Origin of the sequence: Pseudofulvibacter geojedonensis, from assembly GCF_042675745.1 — a bacterium.
Taxonomy (GTDB): Bacteria; Bacteroidota; Bacteroidia; order Flavobacteriales; family Flavobacteriaceae; genus Pseudofulvibacter; species Pseudofulvibacter geojedonensis.
Genome location: NZ_JBHTJM010000006.1, coordinates 25,881 through 47,601, shown reverse-complemented (window position 1 = coordinate 47,601; position 21,721 = coordinate 25,881). Strand labels below are relative to the sequence as shown.

The following is a 21,721-nucleotide window of genomic DNA, read 5'->3' as shown; positions in this document are numbered from 1 at the left end:
GTATGATTTCTTTAATCTTAAAATCTAAAATAAAAACAGCATTATTGTTATTTGGTACTATTCTGCTAATAGGTGTTGTTGGATTTAGGATAATAGCAGATTTATCATGGGTAGACGCTCTTTATATGACTGTAATAACTATAAGTACAGTGGGTTATGGAGAAGTAGCACCTCTTAGTGAAGAAGCTAAAGTATTTGCTATATTTTTAATATTAGCAAGTGTCTTTTTTATTACTTACGCTATATCGGTTATATCAGAATATATTGTTAAAAACAATGACTTTCAATTGCTAAAACAACGAAAAATGAAGAAAAAGGTAGATCAACTAAATGGGCATGTTATAATATGTGGTTATGGTAGAAATGGTAAACAAGCAGCTCAAAAACTATCTATTCATAACAAATCTTTTGTTGTAATAGAGCGCGACAAAGAATTAATAGAAAAATATGAAAATGATGTGCTATTTGTACACGGTAATGCCAATGAAGATGATGTGCTTCAAAATGCAGGAGTAGAAAGAGCACATAGTTTAATTGCGGCTTTACCTAAAGATGCTGATAATTTATTTGTAGTGCTATCTGCAAGGCAATTAAATAAAGAGTTAACCATTATTAGTAGGGCTTCTCAAGAAACATCTTATAATAAATTAAAGTTAGCAGGAGCCAATAATGTAATTATGCCAGATAAAATAGGAGGCGATCATATGGCTTCATTGGTTGTTATTCCAGATTTGGTAGAGTTTTTAGATAATTTATCTATAATAGGAGAAGATACCGTTAATATAGAAGAGGTTGCCATAGAGGCACTTACGTCTAATGATACACCTCATACAATTAAAGACTTAGATTTTAGAAGAAATACAGGTTGTACAATTATTGGTTATAAAAAACCAAGCGGAGAGTATGTTATTAACCCTGAGGCAGATACGCAATTACTGCCAAATTCTAAACTTATTGTTTTAGGTAGACCTGAACAAATAACTAAATTAAACAGTATGTTTGGTTTGTAACATTAAAGTAGGATTTAACAACAAAAATTTTATAAAACCCTATTTTTTCACCATATTGCTGCACCAAAAAATCACTTAAAGTAAACTAACAAAAACTAAAAAAAATGAAGAAGAGTCTTCTAGCCTTGTTATTAACAATTTTACCTGTTTTAACATTTGCACAAGAAAAAGGTATAGATCAAAAAATTGACGAATTTTTTCGTCCTATTGCTGACTTTGTAGGGAAGTATATTTTTTATCCAGTTCCGATTGGAGGAAGCTCTGTTCCGTTTGTATTGATAATTTTAATATCAGGAGCTTTATTTTTTACAATATATTTCAAATTCGCAAACTTTACTTTAATTAAGACAGCGATTAATGTAGTTAGAGGTAAATATGATGAGTTGGATCACAGATCGGCTGATGTTGCAGAAGGAGACCCAACTCCAGGAGAAGATGTGTTTGAAACCATAGCTGTAGAGGGAGCAGAAGGAGAAGTGTCTCATTTTCAGGCTTTAACAGCTGCTTTGTCGGCTACAGTAGGACTGGGTAATATTGCAGGGGTGGCAGTAGCTATTGCAGTGGGAGGTCCTGGGGCTACTTTATGGATGATTTTAGCAGGATTACTAGGAATGGCTTCTAAGTTTGTTGAATGTACTTTAGGGGTTAAATATAGAGAAGTTACAGAAGAGGGTGTTGTTCATGGAGGTCCAATGTATTATTTGTCTAAAGGATTAGCAGAAAGAGGAATGGGCGGTTTAGGAAAAGCGTTAGCTGTTTTCTTTGCTGTAATGTGTGTTGGTGGATCTTTCGGAGGAGGAAATATGTTTCAAGCTAACCAAGCAGCAGCTCAGTTAATTGAACGCTTTGGTATCGAAAACGGTCAAGCAGGATTTATATTTGGTTTAATTATGGCTATAATTGTTGGGGTTGTAATTATCGGAGGTATTAAGAGAATAGGTTCTGTTACAGAAAAAGTAGTTCCTTTTATGGCGGCTATTTATGTAGGTGCAGCGTTAATAATTATCTTTATGAATATTGGTTCTGTACCAACTGCATTCGGAATGATTTTCGAGGGAGCTTTTAATCCTAGTGCGGCTTTAGGAGGAGTTTTAGGAGTTTTAATAGTTGGGTTTCAAAGGGCGGCGTTTTCTAACGAAGCTGGAGTTGGTTCAGCAGCAATTGCACATTCAGCTGTAAAAACTAAGTTTCCTGCTTCTGAAGGAATTGTAGCTTTATTAGAACCGTTTATTGATACGGTAGTTATTTGTACAATGACAGCTTTGGTAATTATTATTACGAATATAGATGGAGGTTTCTTTCAATACGGTGAATCGGTACAAGGAGTTCAGTTAACAACAACTGCTTTTGACTCTGCGATCCCTGGTTTTTCTTGGGTGTTAACTATAGCAGTAGTTTTGTTTGCAATTTCTACTATGTTGTCATGGTCTTACTACGGATTACAAGCTTGGAAATTTTTATTTGGAAAAGGTAAAATGACAGATATAGTTTATAAGGTTATATTCTTATTATTTGTTGTTGTTGGAGCTTCAATTAGTTTGGGTGCTGTAATAGATTTTTCAGATGCAATGATTTTTGCAATGGTTTTTCCTAATGTTATAGGGTTAGTATTATTATCTCCGAAAGTGCGTGAAGAATTAGCTATTTTTAAAGAGAGGATAAGATCAATGAAATAAGATTTTTATTACGTATCTTTATAAGATGCGAAATTTCAATAAAATAAAATCCCAATTCGTGTTTAATAAGCAACAACGAATTGGGGTTTTTCTTTTGTTGTTTGTGGTTGTTTTGTTGCAATTGGTTTATTATTATGTAGACTTCTCATCTAATAATAATGATGAGTTAGATGTTAAAGAGTTAATGGCTTTTCAGAAAGAAGTAGATAGTTTGGTGCACATTAGCAGGCAAAATCAACAAATTATACATCCTTTTAATCCTAATTTTATATCAGATTATAAAGGGTATGCGTTAGGAATGAGTGTAGATGAAATAAATAGGTTGCATTCTTTTCGTAAGCAAAATAGGTATGTGAATTCGGTTAAAGAGTTTCAAGAGGTGACTCAAGTGTCTGACTCCTTATTAAAAGAGATTTCTTCGTATTTTAAATTCCCAGATTGGGTTAACAAAAGAGGTCAAATAAAAAAGACTAATAAGTCATATAATAAGAATTTAAATACGGCTGCTGCTAAAGACTTAATCAAAGCCCTTAATCTAGACTATAAAAAGGCGTACAGGTTAATTAATTTTAGAGATAAATTAGGAGGGTATTTGGTAATTGAACAGGTGAAAGATGTTTATGGGATAAAAACCTCAGAGTATGAGGGTATAAGATCTAAATTTCAATTAAAAACTTTACCTAAAATTCAAAAAATAAATGTTAATTTAGCGGGCGCCCCAAAATTAGCATCTTTAGTCTATATAAGTAATAGTTTAGCTGAGAACATAATAGACGAACGCTTGCTAAGAGGAGGTTTTAAAAGTTTAGACGAACTCAAGTTTGTTGAGGGCTTTCCTGAAGAAAAATTGGAGCGGATAAAACTATATTTAACCTTAAATTAATAAAATACACCTGATGAATAAAATGTACTTTACAGAAGAGCACGAATTGTTTAGAGAAAGTTTTAGAGATTTTTTACAAAAAGAAGTTGTACCTCATATCGATAAATGGGAAAAAACAGGAACGGTCGAGCGATTTATTTGGGAAAAATTTGGAGAAATGGGCTTTTTCGGTTTGGTGTATCCAGAGCAGTATGGAGGTTTAGGGTTAGATCTTTTTTATACGGTTATATTTTTAGAGGAATTACAAAAGATTAATTCTGGTGGTTTTGCTGCTAATATGTGGGCGCATGCCTACTTAGCAATGACGCATTTAGATAAAGAAGGAAGTCACGACATAAAAGAACGTTATTTAGCTCCAAGTATTTCAGGAGAAAAAATAGGTTGTCTTTGTATTACAGAGCCTTTTGGGGGGTCTGATGTTGCAGGAATGCGTACAACTGCAATAAAAAAGGGAGATAAGTATGTAATAAACGGTTCTAAAACATTTATTACTAATGGTGTTTACAGTGATTATTTGGTGGTTGCTGCTAAAACTTCTCCAGAATTAGGCGGTAAAGGTATGAGTATTTTTGTGGTAGATAGAGATACACCTGGTATTTCTGCTACAAAATTAGATAAATTGGGGTGGAGAGCTTCAGATACTGCTGAAATTGCTTTTGATAATGTAGAAATTCCTGCTGAGAATTTAATGGGAGAAGAAAACATGGGGTTTCCGTATATCATGCAACACTTTGCTTTAGAGCGTTTGGTTATGGCTATAAATGCACATGCTAGAGCAGAATATGCAATAGATTATACTTTACAATATATGTCTGAGAGAACAGCATTTGGTACTAACATTAATAAATTTCAAGCTTTAAGGCATACAATGGCTGAAGCAGCTACAGAAGTAGAGGTTTGTAAAACCTTTAATTATTCAGTGGCTAAACGATTAAATGATGGTGAATATGTAGTAAAAGAAGCTACTATGGCAAAATTAATGGGAACTAAAATGGCCGATAAGGTTATTTACGATTGTTTGCAAATGTTAGGAGGTTATGGTTACATGGAAGAATATCCTTTAGCTCGTTTATTAAGAGATAGTCGTTTAGGTCCGATAGGTGGAGGTACTTCTGAAATTCTGAAAGAAATTATCGCTAAAATTGTAATTGATAAAAAAGATTATAAACCGGCAACTTAAAATAATTAATTATTAGTTGTCAGTTGTGAATTAAGTTCTATATTTGCAAACCGAACGCTAAAAGAGAGGAGGTTAAGACTTATGTTAATTATACCAGTTAAAGACGGAGAAAACATCGATAGAGCTTTAAAACGCTTTAAGAGAAAATTTGATCGTACAGGAACAAAGAAAGCATTAAGAGATCGTAAGAACTATAATAAGCCTTCTGTTGTAAGAAGAGCTCAGTTACAAAAAGCTCAATACATTCAGCATTTAAGAGATCAAGAAGAAATGTAGTGTTCTTTTCTTATAAAATGCAAAACCGTTTAGTATCTTTGATATTAAACGGTTTTTTTTATGCCTCATATTGAAGAATATTCTAACTATTTATCTTTAGAGAAAAAATACTCAAAGCACACGGTTTTAGCTTATGTAAAAGATGTGGAGGAATTTATTGTTTTTTGCGAAACAGAAAATCTTTCGTCCGATATAGATAAAATTGCTTACGTGGTGGTTAGAAGTTGGTTGGTTAAAATGTCTGAGCATGGCTTGTCTAACCGTTCTATTAATCGAAAAATAGCTTCTTTAAAGAGTTATTATAAATTCTTGTTGAAAATTAGGGTGATAGAAGTTTCGCCTTTGTTAAAACATAAAGCGTTAAAAAACCCTAAAAAAGTTCAGGTTCCCTTTTCTGTAAAAGAAATGAACGATGTTTTTGAGTTGGTGGGGTATAAAGATGATTTTGAGGGAAAGAGAGATAGATTAATTATAGAGTTGTTTTATTCAACTGGAATTAGGAAAGCCGAGCTTATAGCTTTAAAATTTTCGGATATCTTTTTAGATGAAAGAGTGATTAAGGTTTTGGGTAAAAGAAATAAGGAGCGATTAATACCAATTACTCAGTCTTTGGTTGATGTTTTTTCAGAATATTTAAGTTGTAGAAAAAATGTTATTTTCCCTGAATCTAATGATTTTGTTTTTGTTACAAAAAAAGGAAGTAAAATTTATGATACGCTTGTGTATAGAATAATAAATTCGTATTTTAGTATAGTTTCTTCTAAACTAAAAAAAAGCCCACATGTCTTAAGGCATACGTTTGCTACACACTTGTTAAATGAAGGAGCAGATTTAAATGCGGTGAAAGAATTATTAGGGCATACTAGTTTAGCTGCCACTCAAGTTTATACTCATAATAGTATGGCAAAGTTAAAAGATGTATATCGTAATACTCACCCAAGAAATCGGCAAGATTAATGTATAACCTAAAAACTTAAAACTAAATGAAAGTAAACACGCAATCTGTAAACTTTGTAGCTGATCAAAAATTAGTGGATTTTATTCAAAAGAAAATGGATAAGTTAGATCAGTTTTTTGATAAAGTAATTTGTGCTGATGTATATATGAAAGTTGAAAACACAAGTGAAAAAGAAAATAAAATATTAGAAGTTAAATTAAGTGTTCCAGGAGATGAATTTATGGTGAAAAAGCAGTGTAAAACTTTCGAAGAGGCTACAGATTCTGCTTCTCAGTCTTTAGAAAGATTATTAAAAAAGAGAAAAGAAAAATTAAGAGCACATGCTTAGTGTAAAAAAGCTTAAAAATTATTTTGAAAACAAAAAATAATACATACATTTGCAGTCCGTTAGAAATAGCGGGCTTTTTTTATGATTAAAAGCCGATGTAGCTCAGCTGGCTAGAGCAGCTGATTTGTAATCAGCAGGTCGGGGGTTCGAGTCCCTTCATCGGCTCTAAAAAAGTTCATTTAAATATTGAAAAAAACTGGGGAGATTCCAGAGCGGCCAAATGGGACGGACTGTAACTCCGTTGTCTTTCGACTTCGCAGGTTCGAATCCTGCTCTCCCCACCAGAATTTCTGTTAATTCAGAAATTTCAAAATCTGTTTTCAGGTTTTGTTAATGCGAGAGTAGCTCAGCTGGTAGAGCGTCAGCCTTCCAAGCTGAATGTCGCGAGTTCGAACCTCGTCTCTCGCTCAAAAGCCGACATAGCTCAGTTGGTAGAGCGCATCCTTGGTAGGGATGAGGTCACGGGTTCAAATCCCGTTGTTGGCTCAACGTTCGTTTCTGAGTTGAGAAATGGAGGTAAAGAAGTGTTTCGAGAAAATTATACGGATTCATCCGTTAGCAATCGATACTTCTTGGTTAATCCTGACGAGGGTTAATGGTAGAATTTAGTATAAAATTGAACACTAATATATAACTAAGATTAAAAACAATTAAAGATGGCAAAGGAAACTTATGATCGTTCGAAACCCCACTTAAATGTTGGTACTATCGGACACGTAGATCACGGTAAAACTACTTTAACTGCTGCTATTACTAAAGTATTAGCAGATGCAGGATACTCAGAAGCTAGAGCTTTTGATCAGATTGATAACGCTCCTGAAGAAAAGGAGAGAGGTATTACTATTAACTCTTCTCACGTAGAGTATCAAACAGCAAATCGTCACTATGCTCACGTTGACTGTCCAGGTCACGCCGATTATGTAAAGAACATGGTAACGGGAGCTGCTCAGATGGATGGTGCTATCTTAGTTGTTGCTGCAACAGATGGTCCTATGCCGCAAACTCGTGAGCACATCTTATTAGGTCGTCAGGTTGGAATTCCACGTATCGTTGTTTTCTTAAACAAGTGTGATATGGTTGATGATGAGGAGTTGTTAGAGTTAGTAGATATGGAGGTTAGAGATTTATTATCTTTCTATGAATATGATGGAGATAATGGTCCTGTAGTTCAAGGTTCTGCTTTAGGTGCTTTAAATGGAGAGCAAAAGTGGGTAGATACAGTTTTAGAATTAATGGAAGCTGTTGATACTTGGATCGAAGAGCCACCAAGAGATACTGAAAAAGATTTCTTAATGCCTATCGAGGATGTATTCTCTATTACAGGTCGTGGTACAGTAGCAACTGGACGTATCGAAACTGGAATTATTAACTCTGGAGATCCTGTAGAGATCATCGGTATGGGTGACGAGAAGTTAACTTCTACTGTTACTGGAATCGAGATGTTCCGTCAGATATTAGATAGAGGTGAAGCTGGAGATAACGCGGGTATCTTATTAAGAGGTATTGATAAGAAAGATATTAAAAGAGGAATGGTAATCTGTAAGCCAGGTTCTATTACTCCTCATGCTAAGTTTAAAGCTGAGGTTTATATCTTAAAGAAAGAAGAAGGTGGACGTCATACTCCATTCCATAACAACTACCGTCCTCAGTTCTATGTGCGTACAACTGACGTAACTGGTAACATTGGTTTACCTGATGGTGTTGAAATGGTTATGCCTGGTGATAACTTAACAATCACTGTTGACTTAATCCAGCCAATTGCATTAAATATTGGTTTACAGTTCGCTATCCGTGAAGGAGGTAGAACAGTAGGAGCTGGTCAGGTAACTGAAATTTTAGACTAATTTATAGTTTATATAAAAGGAGTCTTTTTTAAGGCTCCTTTATTTACGGGTTTAGCTCAGTTGGTAGAGCACTGGTCTCCAAAACCAGGTGTCGTGAGTTCGAGTCTCTCAACCCGTGCAAAAAATGCTAATACTAAGCAATAATGATAAAATATATTAAAGAATCCTTCGGGGAATTGAAAACTAATGTTACTTGGCCAACTTGGGCAAATGCTCAACGTATGACGGTTACTGTGGCTGTTTTTTCGGTTCTTTTTTCTCTTGCTATCTGGGGTGTAGATACTGTTTTTTCTACACTAGTTGAGAAGTATTTCGAATTAATGAAGAAATAATTTAAGCAAAAAGGGATAGTTGAGTTATGAATTGGTATGTAGTAAGGGCCGTAAGTGGGCAAGAAAATAAAGTAAAAAGTTATATAGAGTCTGAAATTTCTAGATTGGGATTGTCTGATTTTGTAGAGCAGGTTTTAGTGCCTACAGAAAAAGTGGTTCAGGTAAGAAATGGTAAGAAGATCAATAAAGAGCGAGTTTATTTTCCTGGATATGTAATGATTCAGGCTAATTTAGCTGGTGAGGTACCTCATATTATCAAATCGATAAATGGGGTTATTGGTTTTTTAGGAGAGGTTAAAGGAGGGGATCCTGTACCTTTAAGAAAATCAGAAGTTAATAGAATGTTAGGTAAGGTAGATGAGTTAGCTGTTAAAACAGATAACGTGATGATACCTTATTCAGTAGGAGAAACTATTAAGGTTATAGATGGGCCGTTTAATGGTTTTAATGGTACTATTGAAAATGTTAACGAAGAGAAGCGTAAACTTGAAGTAATGGTTAAAATCTTTGGAAGAAAGACTCCGTTAGAATTGAGTTTTATGCAAGTAGAAAAAGTATAATATTGTTACATTAATATATTATTAAAGCCTTTATGCTTCCATATATAAAGGCAAACTAAATTTAAACAAATGGCAAAAGAGTTAAGTAAAGTAGTTAAGCTACAAGTTAGGGGAGGTGCAGCGAATCCGTCGCCACCGGTTGGACCCGCTCTAGGTGCTGCTGGTGTAAACATCATGGAATTCTGTAAGCAGTTTAATGCTCGTACACAGGATAAACAAGGAAAAGTTTTACCAGTTGTAATTTCTGTTTACAAAGACAAATCATTTGAATTTGTAATCAAAACTCCACCTGCGGCAGTTCAGTTGTTAGAAGCAGCAAAAATTAAAAAAGGTTCAGGAGAGCCTAACAGAAAAAAAGTAGCTAATGTTTCTTGGGATCAGATAAGAACAATTGCTGAAGACAAAATGGCAGATTTAAATGCTTTTGAAGTTGAGTCAGCAATGAGAATGATAGCAGGTACTGCTCGTTCTATGGGATTAACTGTTTCTGGAGGAGATGCTCCTAATTAATCTAAAAGTATTTAAGAAATGGCAAGATTAACAAAAAAGCAAAAAGAAGCACTAGCGAAGATTGATAAGAATAAAATGTATTCTGTATCAGAAGCTTCGTCTTTAGTGAAAGAAATCACTAATGCTAATTTTGATGCTTCAGTAGATTTAGCAGTACGTTTAGGAGTTGATCCACGTAAAGCAAATCAAATGGTAAGAGGTGTAGTAACATTACCTCACGGAACTGGTAAAGATGTTAAGGTTTTAGCTTTAGTAACTCCAGATAAAGAGGCAGAAGCTAAAGAAGCTGGTGCAGATTATGTTGGTTTACAAGAATACCTTGATAAAATAAAAGGTGGTTGGACAGATGTTGATGTTATCATCACTATGCCAGCTGTTATGGGTAAATTAGGTCCATTAGGTCGTGTTTTAGGTCCTAGAGGGTTAATGCCTAACCCAAAGACTGGTACGGTAACTATGGATATTAAAAAAGCAGTATCTGAAGTTAAAGCTGGTAAAATAGACTTTAAAGTTGATAAAACAGGTATTGTGCATGCTGCAATTGGAAAAGTGTCTTTTGATGCTGCTAAAATTGAAGAAAATGCAAAAGAATTAATAGGAACACTAATGAAGCTTAAGCCTACTGCGGCTAAAGGAACTTATGTTAAGAGCATTTTTATGTCTAGTACAATGAGTCCTTCTGTTGCAATAGATACTAAAGAGGCTACACTTTAATTAGTAGTTAAAAACTTTTATTATGACAAGAGAAGAAAAATCAGAAATAATTCAAGACTTAACTGCTAAGTTAGCTGAAAATGCTAATTTATATGTGGCAGATATTTCAGGTTTAAATGCAGGTAATACTTCAGACTTAAGAAGAGCTTGTTTTAAGGCTAATATCTCATTAGAGGTAGTTAAGAATACATTGTTGGCTAAAGCAATGGAGGCTTCAGATAAAGATTTTGGAGATCTTCCTTCTACGTTAAAAGGAAACACTTCAATTATGTTTTCTGAAACTGGTAATGCGCCGGCAAAAGTTATCAAAGCTTTCCGTAAAAAAGCAGATAAGCCTTTATTAAAAGGTGCTTATGTAGAGGAAGCTATTTTTATTGGAGATGACCAACTAGACGCATTAGTTGATATCAAATCTAAAGAAGAATTACTTGGAGAAATCATCGGATTATTACAATCGCCAGCTAAGAACGTTGTTTCTGCGCTTAAATCAGGTGGTAGTAAGCTTTCAGGTATTCTTAAAACATTATCTGAGAAAGAAGGATAATATTAGCGAGTACGCACTTAATAACAATTATATTTAACAAACATTTTTAAAACGATAGAAAATGGCAGATTTAAAAGATTTCGCAGAGCAATTAGTAAACTTAACTGTAAAAGAAGTTAACGAATTAGCAGACATATTAAAAGAAGAGTACGGTATTGAGCCTGCTGCTGCAGCTGTAGCTGTTGCTGCTGGTGGTGCTGCTGCTGGTGGAGACGCTGCAGAAGAAAAATCAGAATTCGACGTAATCTTAAAAGCAGCTGGTGGATCTAAGTTAGCAGTTGTAAAATTAGTTAAAGAATTAACTGGTTTAGGATTAAAAGAAGCTAAAGGTATCGTAGATAGCGCACCAGCTCCAATTAAGGAAGGTGTTTCTAAAGACGAAGCTGAAGGGCTTAAAGCTTCATTAGAAGAAGCTGGAGCAGAGGTAGAGTTAAAGTAATTCTTACTTCTAAACATACAAAGGTTTAGGTCTAGAGAGTAGTCTCTATGGCCTAAACCATTTTGCGTATATAATCGTTACGTGAATAAAAAATTATTTTTCATAAATAAAATTTCTAATATTGATGTTAGCAACAGCAAACGAAAGATTTAGTTTTTCATCTGTATTAAACAGACCAGATTATCCAGATTTCTTGGATATTCAAATCAAGTCTTTTCAAGATTTTTTCCAATTAGAGACAAAGTCAGACGAAAGAGGAGATGAAGGTTTATATAATACTTTCATGGAAAACTTTCCTATTACAGATACCAGAAATAATTTTGTATTAGAATTTCTTGATTATTTTGTAGATCCTCCACGTTATTCACTACAAGAGTGTATTGAAAGAGGATTAACATATTGTGTGCCTTTAAAGGCTAGATTGAAATTATACTGTACAGATCCTGAGCACGAAGATTTTGAAACAATTGTTCAAGATGTTTACTTAGGAACAATTCCTTATATGACACCTAGTGGTACTTTTTGTATCAATGGTGCAGAGCGTGTAATTGTATCTCAATTACATAGATCTCCTGGGGTATTCTTCGGGCAATCTTTCCACGCAAACGGAACAAAGTTATATTCTGCCAGAGTTATTCCTTTTAAAGGATCTTGGATAGAATTTGCTACAGATATCAATAGCGTAATGTATGCTTACATTGATAGAAAGAAAAAATTACCTGTAACTACTCTTTTTAGAGCAATTGGTTACGAAAGAGATAAAGATATTTTAGAAATTTTTGACCTTGCAGAAGAGGTTAAAGTTTCAAAAAGTGGACTTAAAAAAGTTCTTGGAAGAAAATTAGCTGCACGTGTATTAAATACATGGCATGAAGATTTTGTTGATGAGGATACAGGAGAAGTAGTATCTATAGAACGTAACGAAATAGTATTAGATCGTGACACTACTTTAGATAAAGAAAATATTGAAGAAATAATTGAAGCTGGTGTAAAAGCAATTTTATTGCACAAAGAAGAAAGCCAATCTGCAGAGTACGCTATTATTCACAATACGCTTCAAAAAGATCCTACTAACTCAGAAAAAGAGGCAGTAGAACATATTTACCGTCAATTACGTAATGCTGAGCCGCCAGATGAGGAAACAGCAAGAGGAATTATAGATAAGTTATTCTTCTCAGATCAACGTTACAACTTAGGAACTGTTGGTCGTTATAGAATGAATAAGAAGTTAGGATTAGATATCGATATGGATAAGCAAATCTTAACTAAGTTAGATATCATTACGATTATTAAGTACTTAATAGAGTTAATTAACTCTAAAGCAGAGATAGATGATATCGATCACTTATCTAACAGACGTGTAAGAACGGTTGGAGAACAATTATCGTCTCAATTTGGTGTAGGTTTAGCTCGTATGGCTAGAACTATCCGTGAGCGTATGAATGTTCGTGATAACGAAGTGTTTACTCCAATAGATTTAATTAATGCAAAGACCTTGTCTTCTGTTATTAATTCTTTCTTTGGTACCAACCAATTATCTCAGTTCATGGATCAAACAAATCCATTAGCAGAGATTACTCATAAAAGAAGATTATCGGCATTAGGACCAGGAGGTCTGTCTCGTGAAAGAGCAGGTTTCGAGGTTCGTGATGTTCACTATACTCATTACGGACGTTTATGTCCGATTGAAACACCTGAAGGACCAAACATTGGTTTGATTTCTTCATTAGGAGTTTATGCTAAAGTAAATAACTTAGGGTTTATAGAAACTCCTTACCGTAAAGTAGAAAACGGAGTTATTGATTTAGAAGCTGCACCTACTTATTTAAGTGCAGAAGAAGAAGAAGGAATGAAAATTGTTCAGGCAAATAACCCTGTTGATGCTTCTGGTAAGATATTGTCAGAGAAGGTTATTGCTAGAGAAGAAGGAGATTTCCCAGTAGTAGAGCCATCTGCAGCAAATTACGCAGATGTATCTCCTAACCAAATTGCCTCTATCTCTGCATCGTTAATTCCATTCTTAGAGCACGATGATGCCAACCGTGCCTTGATGGGATCTAACATGATGCGTCAGGCTGTTCCTTTATTACGTCCGCAGGCACCAATAGTAGGTACTGGACTAGAGAGACAAGTAGCAAAAGATTCTAGAGTATTAATCAATGCAGAAGGTGCTGGAGAAGTTCAGTATGTAGATGCTAATATGATTACTATTAAATATGACAGAACTGAAGAAGAAGCTCTAGTAAGTTTTGATTCTGATGAGAAGTCTTATGACTTAATTAAATTTAGAAAAACCAACCAAGGTACATCTATTAACTTAAAACCTATTGTTAAGAAAGGTGATAGAGTAGAATTAGGTCAAGTACTTTGTGAAGGATATGCTACTCAACAAGGAGAATTAGCTTTAGGTAGAAATATGAAAGTAGCCTTTATGCCTTGGAAAGGGTATAACTTTGAGGATGCGATTGTAATTTCTGAAAAAGTTGTAAGAGATGATATTTTCACATCTATTCATATTGATGAGTATTCATTAGAGGTTCGTGATACCAAATTAGGTAATGAAGAATTAACGAATGATATACCAAATGTTTCTGAAGAGGCTACTAAAGACTTAGATGAGCATGGTATGATTAGAGTTGGAGCAGAGGTTAAACCTGGTGATATTTTAATTGGTAAGATTACACCTAAAGGAGAATCTGATCCAACACCGGAAGAGAAATTATTACGTGCTATTTTTGGAGATAAAGCAGGAGATGTTAAAGATGCATCTTTAAAAGCTTCTCCATCGTTACACGGTGTAGTAGTAAATAAGAAATTATTTGCTCGTGCTATTAAAGATAAGCGTAAGCGTAATCAAGATAAAGAAGAATTAACAGCTGTAGAAGTAAAATACGATGCTAAGTTTGAAGCATTAAAAGATGTTTTAGTTGAAAAATTAGCAACTATCGTAATTGGTAAAACAGCTCAAGGTGTATTTAATGATTTAGGAGAAGAAGTATTACCAAAAGGTAAAAAATTCTCTCAAAAGATGTTAAATGCTGTAGATGATTATACACACTTAGTAAGTGGAGTATGGACTACAGATGAAGCATCTAACACGTTAATTAAAGATTTATTACACAATTATAAAATTAAAGTAAACGATCTACAAGGAGCTTTACGTAGAGAGAAATTTACCATTTCTGTAGGAGATGAATTACCAGCAGGTATCATCAAATTAGCTAAGGTATATATTGCTAAGAAGCGTAAACTTAAGGTTGGAGATAAGATGGCAGGACGTCACGGAAACAAAGGTATTGTTGCACGTATCGTTCGTCAAGAAGATATGCCTTTCTTAGAAGACGGAACTCCAGTAGATATCGTATTAAATCCATTAGGGGTACCATCTCGTATGAATATCGGTCAGATTTATGAAACGGTATTAGGTTGGGCAGGTCAGAACTTAGGTAAGACTTATGCTACACCAATTTTTGATGGAGCTTCTTTAGACCAAATTAATGCTATTACAGACGAAGCAGGTGTACCTAGATTCGGTCATACTCACTTATATGATGGAGGTACAGGTGAACGTTTTGATCAAGCTGCAACAGTAGGTGTAATTTACATGCTTAAATTAGGTCACATGGTAGACGATAAGATGCACGCACGTTCTATAGGACCATACTCATTAATTACGCAGCAACCATTAGGAGGTAAAGCTCAGTTTGGAGGTCAGCGTTTTGGAGAGATGGAAGTTTGGGCACTTGAAGCATACGGAGCATCTAGTACTTTAAGAGAGATCTTGACGGTTAAATCTGATGATGTAATAGGTAGAGCTAAAACTTACGAATCGATCGTAAAAGGAGAGCCAATGCCAGAACCAGGATTACCAGAATCATTCAATGTATTAATGCATGAATTAAAAGGTTTAGGTTTAGACATCAGATTAGAAGAATAAGCGTTTCGCAAGTAATAATTTTTAAGCTTTAGTACCATTATTATGGCAAGAAATAAAGACAAAAACACACAACAAAAGAGATTTAATAAAATCTCTATAGGTTTAGCTTCTCCAGAGTCTATTTTGGCTCAATCTAGAGGAGAGGTTTTAAAGCCTGAAACAATTAACTATCGTACACACAAACCAGAACGTGACGGATTATTCTGTGAGCGTATTTTTGGACCTGTAAAAGATTACGAATGTGCTTGTGGTAAGTACAAGCGTATTCGTTATAAAGGTATTGTATGTGATAGATGTGGTGTTGAAGTAACAGAAAAGAAAGTACGTAGAGATCGTATCGGACACATTAATTTAGTAGTTCCTGTAGCGCATATCTGGTATTTCCGTTCGTTACCAAACAAAATAGGATACCTATTAGGCTTACCATCTAAGAAATTAGATATGATTATTTACTACGAGCGTTACGTAGTAATTCAGCCAGGTATTGCTAAAAATGCTGAAGGAGAGCCATTACAAAAAATGGACTTCCTTACAGAAGAAGAATATTTAAATATTGCGGAAGAGTTACCGCAAGATAATCAATATTTAGACGATTCAGATCCAAATAAATTCATCGCTAAGATGGGAGCTGAATGTCTAATTGAGTTGTTACAACGTATCGATTTAGATGCTTTATCTTATGAATTAAGACATAAAGCAAATAACGAAACGTCTAAACAACGTAAAACAGAAGCATTAAAGCGTTTACAAGTTGTTGAGGCTTTACGTGATGCAAACAAGAATAGAGAGAATAATCCTGAGTGGATGATTATGAAGGTTGTACCGGTAATCCCACCAGAATTAAGACCTTTAGTACCATTAGATGGTGGACGTTTTGCAACTTCAGATTTAAATGATTTATACCGTAGAGTTATTATCCGTAATAACCGTTTAAAGCGTTTAGTAGAGATTAAAGCTCCTGAAGTAATTTTACGTAATGAAAAGCGTATGTTACAAGAATCGGTAGATTCGTTATTTGATAACACACGTAAATCTTCAGCTGTAAAAACAGAATCGAACAGACCATTAAAGTCTTTATCAGATTCGTTAAAAGGTAAGCAAGGGCGTTTCCGTCAGAACTTACTTGGTAAGCGTGTTGATTATTCTGCTCGTTCGGTTATTGTTGTTGGACCTACACTTAAGTTATATGAGTGTGGTTTACCTAAAAACATGGCAGCTGAACTATACAAACCTTTCGTAGTTAGAAAATTAATTGAAAGAGGAATTGTAAAAACAGTTAAGTCTGCTAAGAAAATTATCGATAGAAAAGATCCTGTAGTATGGGATATTTTAGATAATGTAATTAAAGGACACCCGGTATTATTAAACCGTGCTCCTACGCTTCACCGTTTAGGTATTCAAGCTTTCCAACCTAAGTTAATTGAAGGTAAAGCTATCCAATTACACCCATTAGTGTGTACGGCATTCAACGCCGATTTCGATGGGGATCAGATGGCAGTTCACTTACCATTAGGGCCAGAGGCTATATTAGAAGCTCAAATGTTAATGTTGGCTTCACATAATATATTAAATCCAGCAAACGGATCTCCTATTACAGTACCTTCTCAGGATATGGTATTAGGATTATATTATATGACCAAGTTACGTAAAGACACTCCAGAATACCCTATTAAAGGAGAAGGTTTAACTTTCTATTCTGCAGAAGAAGTAACTATTGCATATAACGAAAAACGTGTAGACTTAAATGCTTCTATTAAAGCTAGAGTAAAAGACTTTAATGAAGCTGGTGAATTAGTTTACCAATTAAAAGAAACTACAGCAGGTAGAGTGTTATTTAACGAAGTAGTACCTGAAGCTGCAGGATATATTAATACAGTTTTAACTAAGAAAGCATTAAGAGATATCATTCATGGCGTATTAAAAGCTACTGATGTGCCTACTACTGCCGAATTCTTAGATAAAATTAAGAACATGGGGTATTCTTACGCATTCCAAGGTGGTTTATCATTCTCATTAGGAGATATTATTATACCTGATGCTAAAGAAACTATGGTTGCCGATGCTAATAAGCAAGTAGATAGTATTATGGCTAACTATAACATGGGACTTATAACAAATAACGAACGTTATAACCAAGTTATTGATATCTGGACATCTACCAATGCAGCTCTTACAGAGTTGTCTATGAAGATTATCACAGAAGATCAACAAGGGTTTAACTCGGTATTTATGATGCTTGATTCTGGGGCAAGGGGTTCTAAAGAACAGATTCGTCAGTTAACAGGTATGCGTGGATTAATGGCAAAACCAAAGAAATCTGCTGATGGAGGTGGAGCTATTATTGAAAACCCGATTTTATCGAACTTTAAAGAAGGTTTATCAATTTTAGAATACTTTATCTCTACTCACGGTGCTCGTAAAGGTCTAGCCGATACAGCATTGAAAACAGCCGATGCGGGATACTTAACACGTCGTTTAGTAGATGTATCTCAAGATGTAATTGTAAACTCAGAAGATTGCGGTACATTAAGAGGATTAGAAGTAACAGCATTAAAGAAGAATGAAGAGGTTGTTGAGCCTTTAGCTGAACGTATTTTAGGTAGAACAGCATTATATGATGTAGTAAACCCAGCAACTGGAGAAGTTATAGCAGAAGCGGGAACTTATTTAACAGAGGCTATTGTAGATGAAATTACTGCAGCTCCTATAGATAAGGTTGATGTTCGTTCTGCATTAACTTGTGAAGCTACTAAAGGGATATGTGCTAAATGTTACGGACGTAACTTAGCAACAGGTAAGATGGTTCAAAAAGGAGAGGCTGTAGGAGTTGTTGCTGCACAGTCTATTGGAGAGCCAGGTACGCAGTTAACATTACGTACGTTCCACTTAGGAGGTACAGCAGGAAATATTTCTGAAGAAAATAGTTTAGAAGCTAAGTTTGACGGAATTGCTGAAATAGACGAATTACGTACTGTTAAAGGAGAAGATAACGAAGGAAACGAAGTAAATATTGTTATTTCTCGTTCTACTGAAATTAAATTAGTTGATAAGAAAACAGGTATTGTTTTAACAACAAATAATATACCTTACGGATCTTATATTTATGTAGAGCCTAAGCAGGCACTTAAGAAAGGTGATAAGATTTGTCAGTGGGATCCATTTAACGGAGTTATTGTTTCTGAATTCTCTGGTAATATCCAATTCGAGAATATCGAGAAAGGTATTACTTATCAAGTAGAAATTGATGAACAAACAGGTTTCCAAGAAAAAGTAATTTCTGAATCTAGAAATAAGAAGTTAATACCAACATTACACCTATTAGGTAAAGATGATGAAGTATTACGTTCATACAACTTACCAGTTGGTGCACACTTAATGATAGAAGATGGAGATAAGATTGAAGCTGGTAAAGTATTAGTTAAAATCCCTCGTAAGTCATCTAAAGCAGGTGATATTACAGGAGGTTTACCACGTGTAACAGAATTGTTTGAAGCACGTAATCCTTCTAACCCAGCGGTTGTTTCTGCTATAGACGGTGTTGTATCTTTTGGTAAAATCAAACGTGGTAACCGTGAGATTATAGTTGAGTCTAAATTAGGTGATGTTAAGAAATACTTGGTTAAATTATCAAATCAGATCTTAGTTCAAGAAAATGATTTTGTTAAAGCAGGTATGCCATTATCTGATGGATCTATAACTCCAAATGATATATTAAATATCAAAGGACCTGCTGCAGTACAGCAGTACTTAGTTAACGAAGTACAAGAAGTATATCGTTTACAAGGAGTAAAAATTAACGACAAGCATTTTGAGGTAGTAGTACGTCAAATGATGCGTAAAGTTAAAATTAACGATCCTGGTGATACTATTTTCTTAGAAAATCAATTAATTCACAAAGATGACTTTATTGTAGAGAATGATAATATCTTTGGAATGAAAGTAGTAGAAGAAACTGGAGATTCAGAGAACTTAAAAGCGGGTCAAATTATTACACCTCGTGAATTAAGAGATGAAAATTCAATATTAAGAAGAGCAGATAAAGCATTAGTTGTAGCTAGAGAAGCTGTTCCGGCAACGGCAACACCAATCTTACAAGGTATTACTAGAGCATCTCTTCAAACTAAATCATTCATTTCAGCTGCATCGTTCCAGGAAACGACTAAAGTATTAAATGAAGCTGCCGTTAGTGGTAAGGTAGATACTTTAGAAGGATTGAAAGAAAATGTAATTGTTGGTCATAGAATACCTGCTGGTACAGGTTTAAGAGAATACGATAAGATTATTGTAGGATCTAAAGAAGAATATGACGAAATGGTACAGGTAAAAGAAAACTTTAGTTAATCATGGCAGAAAACAATAATAAAGGACAACAATTAAATATTGAATTAGATGAATCTGTAGCAGACGGAACTTATTCTAATCTAGCTATTATCAATCATTCAGTATCAGAATTTGTAGTCGATTTTGTTAATATCATGCCAGGCGTGCCTAAGAGTAAAGTGAAGTCTAGAATTATCTTAACTCCACAACATGCAAAACGATTGTTAAAAGCATTAAATGATAATGTGTATCGTTTTGAACAAGCTCATGGCGAAATTAAAGATTTCGAGCAACCTCCAATTCCGATGAATTTCGGACCAACAGGAGAAGCATAAATAAAAAACCGCAAATTGAAAAATTTGCGGTTTTTTTATGAAACCTATTTTTAATAGTTGTTATTTATTTAAAATAGAATTATCTATAATGATAAGTAATAGTATCTGTAAAATAGCTTAATTTTAAAAGGTTTATTTGCTTATAAATTATAATCTAGTACTATTTTGTGTTTTTTATTTCTTCTGATGTTATAGTGTGTTTAAAATAGGTTTAAAAAAAAAATACCATTCTTGTTACTAGAATGGTATTATGATAAATATAAGTATGGTGTTAATTTTAAAATTAAAACTCACTAGTAAAGTGTAGTTTTACAGTAGGATATTTTTGTTGTGTCATTTGTAAAGTAAACATAGAATCAGCAAAGAACACTAATTGTCCTTGTTTATCTTTTGCTAAAAACTTTTGTTTTACTCGTTTAAATTCTTTGTATTCTTCGTTAGATTCATCTTCTGCATCTACCCAGCAAGCTTTGTGAACATTTAGGTTTTCATAAGTACATTTAGCGCCGTATTCATGTTCTAAACGGTATTGAATTACTTCATATTGTAATGCACCAACAGTTCCAATTACTTTACGTCCGTTTAATTCTAAGGTGAATAACTGAGCAACACCCTCGTCCATTAATTGGTCTATACCTTTGTATAATTGCTTAGATTTTAAGGGATCTGCATTATTAATGTATCTAAAATGTTCTGGAGAGAAGCTAGGAATACCTCTGTAGTTCATTACTTCTCCTTCAGTTAATGTGTCACCAATTTTAAAGTTACCCGTATCATGTAAGCCAACTATATCACCTGGATACGATTCATCTACAATTTCTTTTTTATCAGCAAAAAAGGCATTAGGGCTAGAGAATTTTAATTTCTTATTGTTTCTAACATGTAGATAAGGTGTGTTACGCTTAAATATACCAGAGACGATTTTAATAAAGGCTAAACGATCTCGGTGTTTAGGATCCATATTGGCATGAATTTTAAACACAAATCCAGTGAATTTTTTTTCTTGAGGATCTACAATTCTCGTATCTGATTCTTTAGGTCTAGGATTAGGTGCAATATCAACAAAACAATCTAATAATTCTCTAACTCCAAAATTATTTAAGGCTGAACCAAAAAATACAGGTTGTAGTTGTCCGTCTAAATATTCTTGTTGATTAAATTCTGGATATACTTCATAGACTAATTCTAATTCTTCTCTAAGTGTTTCTGCAGCTTCTTCCCCTATATGTTTTTCTAAATCTGGGTGGTTAACATCATCAAAAGCTATTGTTTCTGTAATATGTTGTTTACTTTCTTCAGAAAACAGATTGATGTTTTTTTCCCAAACATTGTAAATTCCTTTAAAATTATATCCCATACCAATCGGGAAACTTAAAGGAGTAACAGTTAAACCTAGTTTTTGTTCAACTTCATCTAATAAATCAAACGCATCTTTACCTTCACGATCCATTTTATTAATAAAAACAATCATAGGTATATTACGCATTCTACAAACCTCTACTAATTTTTCTGTTTGAGCCTCAACCCCTTTTGCAACATCAATTACAACAATAACACTGTCTACAGCAGTAAGTGTTCTAAAAGTATCTTCGGCAAAATCTTTGTGACCAGGGGTGTCTAAGATGTTTATTTTTTTGTCTTTATAAATAAAAGCTAGTACAGAAGTTGCAACAGAAATACCTCTTTGTCTTTCAATTTCCATGAAATCTGAAGTGGCTCCTTTTTTTATCTTATTCGATTTTACAGCTCCAGCTTCTTGAATAGCCCCACCAAATAATAATAATTTTTCTGTAAGTGTTGTTTTACCAGCATCGGGGTGTGATATAATACCAAAAGTTCTTCTTTTAGCAATTTCTTCTAATAAACTCATAAGTA

18 protein-coding genes and 5 tRNA genes are annotated in these 21,721 nt (G+C 34.2%); 22 read left to right on the top strand and 1 reads right to left on the bottom strand.

What is annotated here, in order from left to right; translation table 11 throughout:
* The first annotated feature begins 2 nt into the window (after positions 1–2).
* The 22 genes from ACFQ1O_RS05185 to ACFQ1O_RS05080 all read left to right on the top strand — a co-directional run bounded on the left by ACFQ1O_RS05185 (position 3) and on the right by ACFQ1O_RS05080 (position 19,846).
* Positions 3–1,010, top strand: a complete 1,008-nt coding sequence (locus tag ACFQ1O_RS05185; RefSeq protein WP_377714045.1) for a potassium channel family protein — start codon at positions 3–5, stop codon at positions 1,008–1,010.
* Positions 1,011–1,114: 104 nt separating this feature from the next.
* Complete coding sequence (locus ACFQ1O_RS05180) at positions 1,115–2,686, top strand: alanine/glycine:cation symporter family protein (protein WP_377714043.1); 1,572 nt, start codon at positions 1,115–1,117, stop codon at positions 2,684–2,686.
* 25 nt (positions 2,687–2,711) lie between these two features.
* Positions 2,712–3,569, top strand: coding sequence for a ComEA family DNA-binding protein (locus ACFQ1O_RS05175; RefSeq protein ID WP_377714041.1), 858 nt, complete (start codon positions 2,712–2,714; stop codon positions 3,567–3,569).
* 13 nt (positions 3,570–3,582) lie between these two features.
* Positions 3,583–4,749: an acyl-CoA dehydrogenase family protein gene (locus tag ACFQ1O_RS05170; protein ID WP_377714039.1), complete on the top strand. Its 1,167-nt coding sequence runs from the start codon at positions 3,583–3,585 to the stop codon at positions 4,747–4,749.
* A gap of 81 nt (positions 4,750–4,830) precedes the next feature.
* Entirely contained in the window at positions 4,831–5,025 is a 195-nt protein-coding gene (gene rpsU / locus ACFQ1O_RS05165) for a 30S ribosomal protein S21 (protein ID WP_377714037.1), read from the top strand.
* 60 nt (positions 5,026–5,085) lie between these two features.
* Positions 5,086–5,982: a tyrosine-type recombinase/integrase gene (locus tag ACFQ1O_RS05160; protein ID WP_377714035.1), complete on the top strand. Its 897-nt coding sequence runs from the start codon at positions 5,086–5,088 to the stop codon at positions 5,980–5,982.
* 26 nt (positions 5,983–6,008) lie between these two features.
* Positions 6,009–6,311 (top strand): ribosome hibernation-promoting factor, HPF/YfiA family, encoded by a 303-nt coding sequence (gene hpf, locus ACFQ1O_RS05155; protein ID WP_377714033.1) that lies wholly within the window; start codon positions 6,009–6,011, stop codon positions 6,309–6,311.
* 91 nt (positions 6,312–6,402) lie between these two features.
* Positions 6,403–6,476, top strand: a tRNA-Thr gene (locus ACFQ1O_RS05150).
* A 33-nt stretch (positions 6,477–6,509) separates the two neighbouring features.
* Positions 6,510–6,595, top strand: a tRNA-Tyr gene (locus ACFQ1O_RS05145).
* Positions 6,596–6,646: 51 nt separating this feature from the next.
* A tRNA-Gly gene (locus ACFQ1O_RS05140) sits at positions 6,647–6,719 on the top strand.
* Positions 6,720–6,724: 5 nt separating this feature from the next.
* Positions 6,725–6,797 (top strand) — tRNA-Thr (locus ACFQ1O_RS05135).
* A 170-nt stretch (positions 6,798–6,967) separates the two neighbouring features.
* The gene (gene tuf, locus ACFQ1O_RS05130; RefSeq protein WP_377714031.1) at positions 6,968–8,155 is read left to right on the top strand and encodes an elongation factor Tu; all 1,188 of its coding nucleotides are present in this window, start codon (positions 6,968–6,970) and stop codon (positions 8,153–8,155) included.
* 45 nt (positions 8,156–8,200) lie between these two features.
* Positions 8,201–8,273, top strand: a tRNA-Trp gene (locus ACFQ1O_RS05125).
* Positions 8,274–8,298: 25 nt separating this feature from the next.
* A complete protein-coding gene (gene secE / locus ACFQ1O_RS05120) occupies positions 8,299–8,487 on the top strand; it encodes a preprotein translocase subunit SecE (protein ID WP_377714029.1) in 189 nt (62 codons plus the stop codon).
* A gap of 26 nt (positions 8,488–8,513) precedes the next feature.
* Positions 8,514–9,047 carry a transcription termination/antitermination protein NusG gene (nusG, locus tag ACFQ1O_RS05115; RefSeq protein ID WP_377714027.1) on the top strand — a complete coding sequence of 178 codons (534 nt, stop codon included), beginning with the start codon at positions 8,514–8,516 and terminating at the stop codon, positions 9,045–9,047.
* Between the two features lie 69 nt (positions 9,048–9,116).
* Positions 9,117–9,557: a 50S ribosomal protein L11 gene (gene rplK / locus ACFQ1O_RS05110; protein ID WP_377714024.1), complete on the top strand. Its 441-nt coding sequence runs from the start codon at positions 9,117–9,119 to the stop codon at positions 9,555–9,557.
* A gap of 18 nt (positions 9,558–9,575) precedes the next feature.
* Entirely contained in the window at positions 9,576–10,271 is a 696-nt protein-coding gene (rplA, locus tag ACFQ1O_RS05105) for a 50S ribosomal protein L1 (protein WP_377714021.1), read from the top strand.
* A 22-nt stretch (positions 10,272–10,293) separates the two neighbouring features.
* Positions 10,294–10,815 (top strand): 50S ribosomal protein L10, encoded by a 522-nt coding sequence (gene rplJ / locus ACFQ1O_RS05100; protein WP_377714019.1) that lies wholly within the window; start codon positions 10,294–10,296, stop codon positions 10,813–10,815.
* 61 nt (positions 10,816–10,876) lie between these two features.
* Positions 10,877–11,254, top strand: coding sequence for a 50S ribosomal protein L7/L12 (rplL, locus tag ACFQ1O_RS05095; RefSeq protein WP_377714016.1), 378 nt, complete (start codon positions 10,877–10,879; stop codon positions 11,252–11,254).
* A gap of 124 nt (positions 11,255–11,378) precedes the next feature.
* Positions 11,379–15,191 carry a DNA-directed RNA polymerase subunit beta gene (gene rpoB / locus ACFQ1O_RS05090; RefSeq protein WP_377714013.1) on the top strand — a complete coding sequence of 1,271 codons (3,813 nt, stop codon included), beginning with the start codon at positions 11,379–11,381 and terminating at the stop codon, positions 15,189–15,191.
* A 42-nt stretch (positions 15,192–15,233) separates the two neighbouring features.
* Entirely contained in the window at positions 15,234–19,532 is a 4,299-nt protein-coding gene (gene rpoC / locus ACFQ1O_RS05085; protein WP_377714011.1) for a DNA-directed RNA polymerase subunit beta', read from the top strand.
* 2 nt (positions 19,533–19,534) lie between these two features.
* A complete protein-coding gene (locus ACFQ1O_RS05080) occupies positions 19,535–19,846 on the top strand; it encodes a DUF3467 domain-containing protein (RefSeq protein ID WP_377714009.1) in 312 nt (103 codons plus the stop codon).
* A 283-nt stretch (positions 19,847–20,129) separates the two neighbouring features.
* On the opposite strand, the gene ACFQ1O_RS05075 is transcribed toward ACFQ1O_RS05080, so the two are convergent.
* Positions 20,130–21,716, bottom strand: coding sequence for a peptide chain release factor 3 (locus ACFQ1O_RS05075; protein ID WP_377714007.1), 1,587 nt, complete (start codon positions 21,714–21,716; stop codon positions 20,130–20,132).
* Positions 21,717–21,721: the final 5 nt, after the last annotated feature.